This is a genomic window from Streptomyces sp. NPDC088812 (assembly GCF_044750285.1).
GTDB lineage: Bacteria > Actinomycetota > Actinomycetes > Streptomycetales > Streptomycetaceae > Streptomyces.
Map to the genome: position 1 here is coordinate 510,824 of NZ_JBIVJP010000001.1, position 12,004 is coordinate 522,827.

Annotated in this window: 9 protein-coding genes; 6 read left to right on the forward strand and 3 right to left on the reverse strand. The window is 74.2% G+C overall.

What is annotated here, in order from left to right:
* Positions 1–14: 14 nt before the first annotated feature.
* Together ACIP67_RS02240 and ACIP67_RS02245 are read right to left on the reverse strand one after the other, a co-directional pair.
* Positions 15–977 carry a cyclase family protein gene (locus ACIP67_RS02240; RefSeq protein WP_401686029.1) on the reverse strand — a complete coding sequence of 321 codons (963 nt, stop codon included), beginning with the start codon at positions 975–977 and terminating at the stop codon, positions 15–17.
* The gene (locus ACIP67_RS02245; protein WP_401686032.1) at positions 974–1,975 is read right to left on the reverse strand and encodes a fumarylacetoacetate hydrolase family protein; all 1,002 of its coding nucleotides are present in this window, start codon (positions 1,973–1,975) and stop codon (positions 974–976) included. The genes ACIP67_RS02240 and ACIP67_RS02245 overlap by 4 nt, the downstream gene beginning before the upstream one ends.
* Positions 1,976–2,102: 127 nt before the next feature.
* On the opposite strand from ACIP67_RS02245, the gene ACIP67_RS02250 reads away from it, so the two are divergent.
* The 5 genes from ACIP67_RS02250 (at position 2,103) to ACIP67_RS02270 (ending at position 9,119) form a co-directional block, all read left to right on the forward strand.
* The gene (locus ACIP67_RS02250) at positions 2,103–3,020 is read left to right on the forward strand and encodes a LysR family transcriptional regulator (protein ID WP_401686034.1); all 918 of its coding nucleotides are present in this window, start codon (positions 2,103–2,105) and stop codon (positions 3,018–3,020) included.
* 425 nt (positions 3,021–3,445) lie between these two features.
* Complete coding sequence (locus tag ACIP67_RS02255) at positions 3,446–4,672, forward strand: MFS transporter (RefSeq protein WP_401686036.1); 1,227 nt, start codon at positions 3,446–3,448, stop codon at positions 4,670–4,672.
* 345 nt (positions 4,673–5,017) lie between these two features.
* Entirely contained in the window at positions 5,018–6,505 is a 1,488-nt protein-coding gene (locus tag ACIP67_RS02260) for a family 43 glycosylhydrolase (protein ID WP_401686039.1), read from the forward strand.
* Positions 6,506–6,634: 129 nt separating this feature from the next.
* Positions 6,635–7,528, forward strand: coding sequence for an acyl-CoA thioester hydrolase/BAAT C-terminal domain-containing protein (locus tag ACIP67_RS02265; RefSeq protein ID WP_401686042.1), 894 nt, complete (start codon positions 6,635–6,637; stop codon positions 7,526–7,528).
* 739 nt (positions 7,529–8,267) lie between these two features.
* A complete protein-coding gene (locus ACIP67_RS02270) occupies positions 8,268–9,119 on the forward strand; it encodes a maleylpyruvate isomerase family mycothiol-dependent enzyme (RefSeq protein ID WP_401686044.1) in 852 nt (283 codons plus the stop codon).
* 345 nt (positions 9,120–9,464) lie between these two features.
* Here the strand turns inward: ACIP67_RS02270 and ACIP67_RS02275 are convergent, their stop codons facing one another.
* A complete protein-coding gene (locus ACIP67_RS02275; RefSeq protein WP_401686047.1) occupies positions 9,465–10,958 on the reverse strand; it encodes an MFS transporter in 1,494 nt (497 codons plus the stop codon).
* A 252-nt stretch (positions 10,959–11,210) separates the two neighbouring features.
* On the opposite strand from ACIP67_RS02275, the gene ACIP67_RS02280 reads away from it, so the two are divergent.
* Entirely contained in the window at positions 11,211–11,834 is a 624-nt protein-coding gene (locus tag ACIP67_RS02280) for a TetR/AcrR family transcriptional regulator (RefSeq protein WP_401686049.1), read from the forward strand.
* Positions 11,835–12,004 lie beyond the last annotated feature (170 nt).

Here is a 12,004-nt window from a genome sequence, read left to right on the forward strand (position 1 = left end):
CCTTGCTCCTCTGGTTACTTGACGGCGATCGGGTTGACGGGGGAGCCGACGGCGCCGGTGATGGGCAGGGGCGCGGCGGTCAGCCAGAAGTCGTACCGGCCGTCGGCCGCGCAGTCCTCGGCCAGCGCCTCCAGGTCCCACATCTCACCGATGAGCAGCCCGGTGTTGGGGATGACGACCTGGTGCAGCGGCTGGAAGGCGTGCTCGAACTCGTTGGGCCGCACCTCGAAGCCCCAGGTGTCGGTGGCGATCGCGGCGATCTCGGTGCCGTGCAGCCAGCCGGCCGTGGTGAAGGACAGGCCGGGCGCGGGACCGCCCGCGTAGTCGCCCCAGCCGTCGCGGCGGACGCGGGCGAGCTGACCGGTGCGCACCAGCACGATGTCGCCCCGGCCGACGGTCACCCCGTGCGCCTCGGCGGTCGCCGTCAGGTGCTCCTCGGTGACCGGGAAGCCGTCCGGCAGCTCACCGTCCTCGCCGATCACGCGGCCCACGTCGAGCAGCACACCGCGTCCGGCGACGTGCGGGGCCATGTGCTCGATGCCCGTGACCAGGTCGCCGTCGGAGGTGACGACCTTCTCGGCCGGACGCCCGTTCCACGCCTTTCCGTGGTCGAAGATGTGCCCGAGCCCGTCCCACTGGGTGGAGCACTGCAACGGCATCGCGATCACGTCGTCGGCGCCGCCGATGCCGTGCGGGAAGCCCTGGTTGCCGAGGGCGGCGTCGGTGCCGGTGTCCAGCATGGTGTGCACCGGGTTGGTGCGCCGGCGCCAGCCCTTCTGCGGGCCGTCCATGTCGAACCGCTGGGAGAGGGAGAAGCTCACCCCGCGCCGGATCAGGGCCGCGCCCTCGCGCCGCTTGGCCTCGTCGAGGAAGTTGAGGGTGCCGAGCACGTCGTCCTCGCCCCAGCGGCCCCAGTTGGAGTACGCCTTCGCGGCGCTCGCGATCGCGCCCTCGGGGTCGTGGCGGTCCAGGGTCACGACGTCTCCTCCGCCCGACAGCGGGTGCGCTGGACGCCGAGCCCGGTGATCGAGCTCTCCATGACGTCGCCGTCGCGCAGCAGCCGGCCCCAGTGCATGCCGTTGCCGGCCGGGGAGCCGGTCAGCACCAGGTCGCCGGGGAGCAGACGGGCGGTCTGGGAGGCGTACGCCACCATGCGCGCCACGTCGAAGATCATGTCCTTGGTGGACTCGTCCTGCATGGTCTCGCCGTTCAGCTTCAGCACCAGCCGCAGGTCGTTCGGTTCGGCGATCGACTCGGTCGGCACGATCCAGGGGCCGAGCGGGGTGAAGCCGGGGGCGTTCTTGCTGCGCAGCCAGTCGGTGCCGATCTGCGGCATGTCCCGGCGGAAGACGGTGGCGCGGTCGGTCAGGTCGTTGGCGATGGTGTACCCGGCGACGTACTCCAGCGCCTCCTCCACGGACACCCGGTGGGCGGGCCGGCCGATCACGGCCGCCAGCTCCAGCTCCCAGTCCGGCTGCTCGGTCCAGGCCGGCAGCACGACGTCGTCGCCCGGACCCGTGATCGCGCTCGGCAGGCCGATGAACACGTACGGCAGGTCCTCCGCCGCCCGGCGGTCCATGATCTCCGCCGCCTCGGCGCGCCGTTCGCCCTCGGGCCGGTCGTCGCCGGGGGCGCGGTGGGCCACGTGCAGGTCGATGACGTGCTGCCGGTAGTTGGCGCCCGACTGGAACACCTGGCGCGGCTCGACCGGCGCGTGCACCCGCAGCCCGGCGAGCGGGGTGCGGGGGAGCGAGGTGTCGGCCGCCAGCGCGCGCAGTCGCGGCAGGGTCGTCTCCCAGTCGTCCAGCAGATCCCGGACGGTCAGCGATTCCCCGCCGAAGGGGGTGCGGAGATCGAGCGCCTGGCCGTCCGGGGTGACGAGGGCGGGGAAGGCGGGCCCGTCCGGGGCCGAGAGAGTGCCGAGGGCGAACGGGCCGGCGAAGAGCGCGGACGCGGCTTCAGGTTTCACGAACATGTCCTCCTGATTGCGGTGTGACTAATCTGGACCCCGCACCCGCAATCGGGGAAATAGATTGTGTGGATGATCGGCATCCAGCGCGTTTATCCCTCCCCGGTCGGCGCCGTACCGCAAGGGGAGTCCCGTGAACCTGGCCCGCCTGGACCTCAACCTCGTCGTCGCGCTGCGCGCCCTCCTGGAGGAGCGCAACGTCACCCGCGCCGGACAGCGCGTCGGCCTCAGCCAGCCCGCCATGAGCGCCGCCCTCGCCCGCCTCCGCCGCCACTTCGACGACGATCTGCTCGCCCGCGTCGGCGGCCACTACGAACTCACCGCCCTCGGCCAGGTCCTCCTGGACCGCACCTCCACCGCCTACGACGTGCTGGAACGCCTCTTCGCCAGCCAGGCCGACTTCGACCCGGCCAGCGAGCGGCGCGAGTTCAGGCTGGTCGCGTCGGACTACGCCGTCGCCGTCTTCGGGACCGAACTCGCCCGCGTCGTGCACGAGGAGGCCCCGGGCATCCGGCTCCGCTTTACCCACACCCCGCCGACCGTCGTCGACGACACCGCCACCCTGCTCAGCGCCTGCGACGGTCTGCTGATGCCGCACGGGGTCGTCAGCGACTTCCCGGCCACCGACCTCTACGACGACCGCTGGGTCTTCCTCGTCGCGGACGACCATCCCAGCGTCGACGACCGGCTCACCCGCCAGGACCTGGCGCGGCTGCCGTGGGTCACCTACCAGCGCACCTACGACGCCCCTGCCGTACGCCAGCTCGGCATGCTCGGCATCGAGCCGCGCGTGGAGGTCTCCGTCAGCAGCTTCCAGCTGCTGCCCCTGCTGGTCGCCGGCACCCGGCGGATCGCCCTGGTGCAGGCACGCCTGGCCCGGCTGTTGGCGCCGGTCGCCGCCGTCCGCGTCGTGGAGCCGCCCTACGAGGCGGTCCCGCTGCGGGAAGCCCTGTGGTGGCACCCGGTCCACACGCACGACGCCGCCCACATCTGGCTGCGCGACACGGCCGCGCGGGTGGGGGCGCGGCTGCCTCGGGAGGGGGAGGAGTGAGGGAAGGCGGCTGAGGGGGGCGGCTGAGGGGGTGCGGGTGAGGGGGGCGGGTGAGGCGGGCGGCTGAGCGGGGCGGTTGAGGGGAAGGCTGAGCGGGTCGGCTGGGAGAGACGGCTGATCGGGGTGGCCAAGGGGGGCGGCTGAGCGGGGCGGGCGCCAGGTCGTGGGGCGGGCAGCACATCGTCCGATCACGGCTGGGGCGGGCAGCACATCGTCCGATCACGGCGACGACGGGGCCATCCACCCGCTGGATCGACGGCATCGGCAACTCGGATCACGCGAGGGCTGGGCAGGCCGCGTCCGCGCCCGCATAGTCGTGGCACGTCACCGCGCCCGTACGCCGAGGTCCGAAGGGCCGTCGCTCCCTCCCCGCCCCCGGTCCCCGCGCCGCGCCACTCTCCCGCACCGCGCCCTGGAGTGCTGCCATGCCCGCATCCGCCGCCCCGCCCGCCCACGACCAGGGTGACTCCCCGGCCGTCCGCAGCCGGCTGCCCACCATGCTGTTGATGGCCGGCAGCTGCCTGCCGATCCTCGGCGCGGTCCTGATCGCCCCCGTCCTGCCCCGCCTCCAGGACCACTTCGCCCACGTCCCCGGCGGCGCGGCCCTCGTCCCGCTCGTCCTCACCGTCCCGGCGCTCGCCCTGGCCGTGCTCGCGCCGTTCGCCGGCGTCCTCGTCGACCGGCTCGGCCGCAAGCGCCTGCTCGTCGCGGCCACCGTCCTGTACGCCCTGTTCGGCACCGCGCCGCTGTGGATCGACTCGCTGTACGGCATCGTGCTCAGCCGCGTCCTGGTGGGCGTCGCCGAAGCGGCCGTCATGACCTGCTGCACCACACTGATCGGCGACTACTGGACCGGACGCGAACGCGACCGGCTCCTCGCCCTGCAGACCATGTGCGCGTCGGTGTCCGCCACGGCCTTCCTCGTGCTCGGCGGAGCCCTGGGGTCCACCGGCTGGCGCACGCCCTTCTGGCTGTACGCGGTCGGCCTGCTGCTCGCCCCCGCCATGGCCCGGGCGCTGCCGGCCCCCGCACCCGCCGCACCGCGTCCGGCGGCCGTCCCCCGGCCCTTCCCCGCCCGGCGCATGGCGGGCATCTGCCTGCTGACCGTCTTCGGCGGGGTCGTCTTCTACGCCGTGCCCGTCGAGATGTCCTTCCTCCTCGACGACCTGGGCGTGACCTCCACCGGCGTCATCGGGGCCGTCACGGCGCTCGCCAGTGCCGCCACCGTCCTCGGCTCGGTGCTCTTCACCCGGCTCACCGACCGGTCCGGCCGCCGCCTGCCCGCCCTCTTCCTGCTGTGCGCCGCCGGTTTCCTGCTGATGGGCACGGCCGGCCAGCCCGCCCTGCTGGTCGCCGGTGCCGTTGTGAACTGCGTCGGCACGGGGCTGCTCCTGCCGTCGCTGCTGACGCTGGCGATGTCCCGGCTGGACTTCGCCGACCGGGGGCGCGGGACCGGGCTGTGGACGGCGGCGTTCTTCCTCGGCGAGTTCCTCTGCCCGCTGGCCCTCCTCGCCGGCGAGGGCGCCGTGGGCGATCTGGCCTCCTCCGTCGGCCTGCTCGGTCTGCTCACCCTGCTGGTCTCCGCCGCGCTGCTGCCCGTCACCCGCCGGGCGGCCGAGGTGCCGCCCGCGCAGGTTCCCGAGGGGCCGTGACCCGGCTTCCCGGGCAGGTTCAGAGGGGCTGTGACTCGGCGGGCCGCCCCGCCCACCCGAGCTCGCCCCGCCCACCCGAGCCGCCCCGCCCACCCGTTCCGGCCCGGTGGTGGCACGACTGCCCGCGGCCGTTCCGGCCCGGTGGCACGGCTGCCCGCGGCTGCGGGCGCGGGCGCGGGCGACGGCGGGTGGACGGACCGGGGCGGGCGGGGGGCCGGTGATCATCTGTGACGCGGGCCATACGGTGGATGCCTAGCGAACACTAGGCATTGGGGGACATCATCGACACCCGCCGTCGTCGTGCGCCCGGGTGCGGCGCCCCGGTCGAGAAGCCGAGAGACTCCCGTGAAACTCCCCGTCCAGCCGGTCGTCCCCGGCTTCCATCCCGATCCCAGCGTCTGCCGCGTCGGGGACGACTACTACCTGGCCTGCTCCAGCTTCGAGTACGCCCCGGGCGTGCCCATCCACCACTCGACCGATCTGCGGACGTGGCGCCGGATCGGCCATGTGCTGGACCGCCCCGCGCAGTTGCCGCTGGAGGGGGTGGACCCCTCGGCCGGCATCCTGGCGCCGACCCTGCGCCACCACGCGGGCCGCTACTGGATGGTGACCACCCTGCTGTCCGCCGGCCCCCGGGTCTTCCTGGTCACCGCCGACGACCCGGCCGGCCCCTGGTCGGACCCGGTCTGGATCCCGGAGGCCCGGGGCATCGACCCCGACCTCGCCTGGGACGACGACGGGACCTGCCTGCTCACCTGGACCCGCTTCGGCGAAGGGATCGTGCAGGCCGCACTCGATCCGCGGACCGGTGAACTGCTCGGCGAGCCCCGCCGGCTGTGGCAGGGGACGGGCGGGAAGTTCCCCGAGGGCCCCCACCTCCATCGCGTCGGCGCGTACTGGTACCTGCTGCTCGCCGAGGGAGGGACCGAACGCGGACACGCCGTCACCATCGCCCGCGCGCCCTCACCGGCCGGGCCCTTCGAGGCGTGTCCGCACAACCCCCTCCTCACCGCGCGGGGGACCGGCGCTCCCGTCCAGAGCACCGGTCACGCCGATCTCGTCGAGCGGCCCGACGGCACCTGGGCGATGGTCTACCTCGGCACGCGGCCGCGGGGCAGCAGCCCCGAGTGGCACGTCCTGGGACGCGAGACCTTCGCGGCGGAGGTGAGCTGGAGCGACGGCTGGCCCGCCGTGGCGGGGCCGATCGAGCCCGACGCGCCCGCGGAGGCCGTCGAGGACCTGCCGGACGGGACACTGCCGCCGGCGTGGGTGGCGCCCGGAGCCTTCCCGGACGCGCTGCTCAACTGGAGCGACCGGGGCTGGCGGCTCAGCGCGGCGGACGGACCCGCCTTCGTGGGCCGCCGCCAGGAGCACCTCCACATGCGGGCGCGGGCCGTGGTCGCCCCGCCCGGGGAACGACCGGAGGAGGCGGCAGGGGCCGGGGGACTGGAACTGCGCATCGACCCCCGGCACGCCGTCCGCATCGAGGTGCGGGGCTCGCGCGTGCGCGCGCTCGCCCTGATCGGCGGGGCGAGCGTGTTCCTGGGCGAGACCGCCGCCACGCCGGAGACGGTGCTGGAACTGCGCGCCGAGCCGCACAGCGCCGCCTCTCCCTTCGGGGTCGCCATGGGACCCGACGAAGTCGTGGCCGGAGTGTCCGGACCCGAGAGTTTCCGCGAACTCGGCCGCCTCGACGGCCGGTACCTGTCGACCGAGGTCGCCGCGGGCATGACGGGCCGGATGATCGGGCTGGTGTGCTCGGAGGGCGACATGCTGTTCCGGTCGTTCACCTACAGCGGCGCGGACGACCCGAAGGCGCTGTTCGAGGACTGACACCCGGCGGCTCACGCCCGACCGAACGGGTCCGTGTGCGGGGCGACATGACGCTCCGTCATGCTGGGGGACGGGGTGCGGACGGATCGCACCCCCGGTCTCCTGACAGGCGTGAGGACGGGCAAGCGCGTGGACGTCACTGAACGAGAGCTGACCGACCCGTGGCAGGGCGTACTCCTCACCCCCGCGCGCGGCACCGATGCCGGCGTTCTGGTCCTGGGCGGATCCAGCGGGCGCGTCGAACGGGAACGGGCGCGCCTGCTCGCCCGGCAGGGGGTCGCCGCGCTGGCGATCCGCTGGTTCGGCGGGCCGGGGCAGCCCCCGGGGATCTGCGAGGTCCCCTTGGAGACCTTCACCGCCGCCGTCGACCTCCTCCGATGTGCCGGAGCGCGACGCATCGGCATCCTCGGCGCCTCCAAGGGGGCCGAGGCGGCTCTGCTCACGGCGGTGCACGACCCGCGCGTGGACGTGGTCGTCGCGGTGTCGCCCACCTCCCGGGTGTGGTGCAACATCGGTCCCGGCCGCGACGGAGCGCAGCGCCCGTACCGCTCGTCCTGGACGTGGCGGGACCGGCCGCTGCCCTTCGTCCCGCTGGACGACTCCTGGCATCCCGACGAGCCGGACGGCGTCCCCGTCGCGATCCGCGGCTGGTACGAACGCAGCGAACGGACGTTCGCCTCCCTGCTTCCGGCGGCCGAGATCCCCGTGGAGGCGGCCCGGGCCGAGCTGGTGCTGGTCGCGGGCGGCGACGACGCGATGTGGCCGTCGCTGCCCTTCGCCGAACACCTGGCACGACGACGGCGCGCGGCCGGGTCCGCCGTGCGTCTGGTGGCCCGGGACGACGCCGGTCACCGCCCGCGCTTCCCCGGCGAGGGCCCCGCACCGGCGTCCCCGAGCTTCCGGTACGGAGGCACGCGCGAAGCCGACGCACTCCTCGGCGAGGCCGCCTGGCCCCATGTCCTCGACGCGCTGGGCGGCGGACGCTCGACCGTCCCTTCCGGCCGCCCGCGGACCAGCCCGTAAGACGCCCTCGCCGCCCGCGGACCAGCCGGTAAGACGCCCTTGCCGCCCGCGGACCCGCCCGTCGGACGGTCTCGCCGCCCGCGGACCAGCCCGTCGGACGGTCTCGCCGCCCACGGCACCCGCACCCCGCGCGGGTCCGGCCGACGGCTGCTGCTGCCGGCCGGCACCGGTCGGGTCCTGGACGGCGGACGGGACGGGGGCAAGCCCGGGACGGATGCGAGCCCGGGGCGGATGCGAGCCCGGGGCGGATGCGAGCCCGGGGCGGATGCGAGCCCGGGGCGGATGCGAGCCCGGGACGGATGCGAGCCCGGGGCGGATGCGAGCCCGGGGCGGATGCGAGCCCCGGGGCGGATCCAAGCCGGCCTTAACCACCGGCTGGGCGTTCAGCCGCTGTTCGCCGTTGCCGATGGGCTGGAACGGATGCGAGCCGCCGCCGTCACCGGCCCGGCCCAGACGGCTGAGGGGACGGAGCCGCGCCCCGGCCTGGCCCCGGCTGGGCCTGGCTCGGCTCGGCCTGCCCCCGGCCTGGCCCCGGCTGGGCCGGCCCCCGCTCGGCCTGCCCCAGCCTGGCTCGGCCTGCCCCGGCACACGGCACGGCCTGCCCCAGCCTGGCTCGGCCTGCCCCAGCCTGGCTCGGCCTGCCCCAGCCTGGCTCGGTCTGCCCCGGCACGGCTCGGCCTGCCCCGGCCCGTGGAGTATTCCGTGGCCGGCCGAGGCCGGTGCCTGACACGCTCTCACCATGACCCCCGAGTCCCGCACGGTGTCCGGCACCTCCTGGCTGGGCGAGCCGATCGACGCCCGCCCCCTCTTCGGTCCTGAAATGGCGGCGCTCCTCGAGACCTTGCGCGGCCTGCGCCCCGAGGACTGGGGGAGGACCGCGGTCCCGGGCTGGACCGTCCATGACCTCGCCGCCCACCTCCTCGGCGACTACGACGGACGCCTCGGCCGCACCCCCGGCGGACACCGGCACGCACGCAGGCCGGGGGAGACGCTCGCGGCGTTCGTCCACCGCACCAACCAGGCGTGGGTCGACCTGCACGCCCACGACAGTCCCGCCTCGCTCGTCGACGCGCTGGAGGTGTCCGGGGCCCGTGTCGCCCGTCGGTTCGCCGCCGCCGACCTCGATGCACCCGCCCTGGGCGTGTCGTGGGCGGGAGCCGATCCCGCGCCGGGATGGCTGGACACCGCCCGGGAGTTCACCGAGTACTGGACGCACCGCCAGCAGATCCGCCATGCCGTCGGCCGCGACACCGACCAGGAACCCCACGCGCTGTCGACGGTCGTGGACACCTTCATGCGGGCCCTGCCCCACACCCTGCGGCATACGACAGCACCCGTGGGGACCCGGCTCCGCGTGACCGTCGACGGGCCGGCCGGCGGCAGGTGGACCGTCACCGCCACCCCGCAAGGCTGGTCCCTGGCCGAACCTCCGGCCGGCCCGCCGGCCGCATCGGTGCTGCTGGACACGGAGACCGCCTGGCGGCTGTGCACACGCGGCATCGATCCCGCCACCGCCCTGGCACGAGGTCGCGTCGAGGGAGAGCGCCGGCTCGCCGAAGCCGCGTGCCGGATCGTGTCGATCGTCCGCTGAGCACCCTCTCCGCGCCCGAGGCCGGACCGTTCACCGCAGGTTCCACCTACCGCAGGTTCCACCTACCGGAGGCCCACCCACCGGAGGCCCACCCACCGGAGGCCCACCCACAGGAGGCCCACGGACAGGAGGCCCGCCGACGGGAGACCCGCGGACAGGAGGCCCGCGCGCCCACAGCAGGCCCGCCCCCGGCAGGCCCGCGGACGCACAAGCGCCCCCCTCCACGGCGACGGTGCGTGGAGGAGGGCGGGGGAGAGGGCGTCGAGCGGGAGGTGGGGCCGGGTTCTCGGGCGGGCGGCCCCGGCCCCGCCGCTGTCAGGTGGCCGGGGCCGGGGTCCGTCCGGTTCAGGCGGGCCGGGTCGCCTCCGCCTCGGCCCGGCCGTCGTCGTCCTCGGACGTCTCCTTCAGGGGCGGAATGAACAGGGAGAGCAGCAGGGCCACCACGGTGACCAGGGCGCCGAGCCAGAACACCCAGGAGTACCCGGTGTCGTGGTAGAAGGCCGTGCCGTCGACGACGGTGCTGTCGGCGGCGAGGGCGGCGTACGCGCCGGCGGTGACGATGGCGCCGAACAGGCTGATGAGCATGTTGAGCATGCCGCTGCCCAGACCCTGCTCGTCACGCGAGACCACGCCGACCACGAGTGCGGGCGCACCCGCGACGACCACGCCGGCTCCGAGGTTGGCGACGCAGGAGGTGAGGATGAGTTCGAGTTCGTTGCCGTGGTAGAAGCCCACGAGCGTGTAGCCGACGGCCATCACGACCAGGCCGGCGCACCACACCTTGCGGGTGTCGAAGAAGCGCAGGTAGCGGCTGACGAGCAGGCCGGTGCCGAACATCACCAGGTTCCAGCTCACGCTGACGACGGCGTTGTGCTGGGCCGTCCAGCCCAGGCCGGCGGAGACACCGGGGATGTGCGGGTAGAGGGCGAGCAGGATGGCGAGGCCGGGCATCGTGAAGGCGACCGTCTGGGCGAGGCCGCCCGCGGTGAGCGCCAGGGCCACCGGGCGACGGCGCAGGACCCGCAGGTCCAGGATGGGGTGGGCGCTGGACCGCTCGACGAACAGGAAGACGACCAGGGCCACGACGCCCGCGCCGAGCCAGCCCAGGGTCCGCGCGTCCGACCAGCCCCAGCTCTGTCCCTGACCGGTGGCGTAGACCACCGCGGTCAGGCCGCCGCCGAGGACCACGCCGCCCAGCCAGTCGAAGCCCGAGTCGAAGGCGTGCCGCGGCGTCTCCGGGACCAGCAGCGCGACCAGCGCGAAGGCGGCCGCGGTGGCGGCGGCGAGGAACCACAGAGCGCCGCGGTACCCCCAGGTGTCGACCAGCCAGCCCGCCAGGAACGGCGAGACGAGGGCCACCAGGCCGACGCTGCTCCCCATGATGCCGCTGGCCGACTTGACCAGCCGGGGCGGGAAGACGTCCCGCACCGCGGCGAACGACAGGGCGCCGAAGGGGCCGTAGAAACCGGCGATCGCCCGGCCCGCCAGCACCAGCCAGAAGCTTCCGGCCAGGGCGGCGAGGGCCTCGCCGAGAGCGCCCAGCGCCGTCATGGCGAGCATGACGCGCCGCTTGCCGTACAGGTCTCCCAGCTTGATCACGAAAGGCGTGAGCAGCGTGGACACCAGGGTCAGCGTCAGTCCGAACCACGCCACCTGGGTGGTGTGGAAGGTCTGGGCGACCCCCGCCATGGCGTTGGCGCCGAGGATCCCGCCCGCGGCCAGCAACTGGGTCGGCCAGGCGAGTGCGATCAGCAGCAGGACGAGGCGGGGGGTCCACCGCCCGTCCGCCCGTGCGCCGGGCGCGAGGTCGAGTTGCGGGCTTGATGACGTCGGCGTCATGCCAGCCCTCCTTTCACGGAGGTGCCGAAGGAGTGGGAGGCGCGGTGGGGGGTGACGCGGAAGAGTGGCCTGCTGTTTACACGGCTCTTACGGGGAGGTGACAGCGTGGCAATACGTCGTTCGCGTGACGTCGATGATGACCTGAACACCTAGTGCTCGCTAGGTATCCAGCTTATGACCCACGTCACATAGGGGAGCGACAGGTGGCCGGGCGCCGGCCGCCGCCGTTCCCGCCGCCGGTACCGTTCTCCCATGGCGACACCCAGGGGGCCGCGCGGCGGCTACACGACGGGCCGGGCGCGGCGCACGCAGATCCTGGAGGCGGCGTTGCTGCGCTTCGGGCAGGACGGCTACCGCAAGACCTCCCTCGCGCGCGTCGCCCGGGACGCCGAGATCACCGACGCCGGGCTGCTGCACCACTTCCGCGACAAGCAGCAGCTCCTGCTCGCGGTCGTCGAGTACTGGCACGAGCGGGCGGACGTGCGGTGGGAGCGGGTCTCGGACTCCGTCCGGGACGCCTTCCGCTGCCACCTGGAGGACACCGCCGAGACGCTCGCCATGCCCGGCATGGTCGAACTGGCCGTCGTGATCGGTGCCGAGTCCACCGCGCCCGACCATCCGGCCCACGAGCACTTCACGGGCTGGCAGGAGAAGGGGGTCAGGGAACTCGCCGACCGGCTGCGGGCCGGCAGCCGCAGCGGCGAACTGCGGGCCGACCTGGACCACGAGGGCATCGCCCGCGAGTGTGCGGCCCTGGATGCGGGCCTCCAGCAGCAGTGGCTGGCCGGCGGGCGTTCCTTCGACGTCATCGCCATCATGCGTGACCATCTCGACCGCCTCATGTGCTCCATCTCCTCCGACGGGCGGGGGTTGTAGGGCGGGGGCTTCGGGTGCCGCGAGCCGTCGCGGGGGCGGGTGCGCGGACGTATGTGGCATGAGCATGACGTACAGGGCAAGTGGAGTGACGCACCTCACACCCGTGAACGCCTAGTTTTCACTAGGTATTGGTCGCATGATCGAGGCTGCTCATCCAGGCGCCGAGAAAG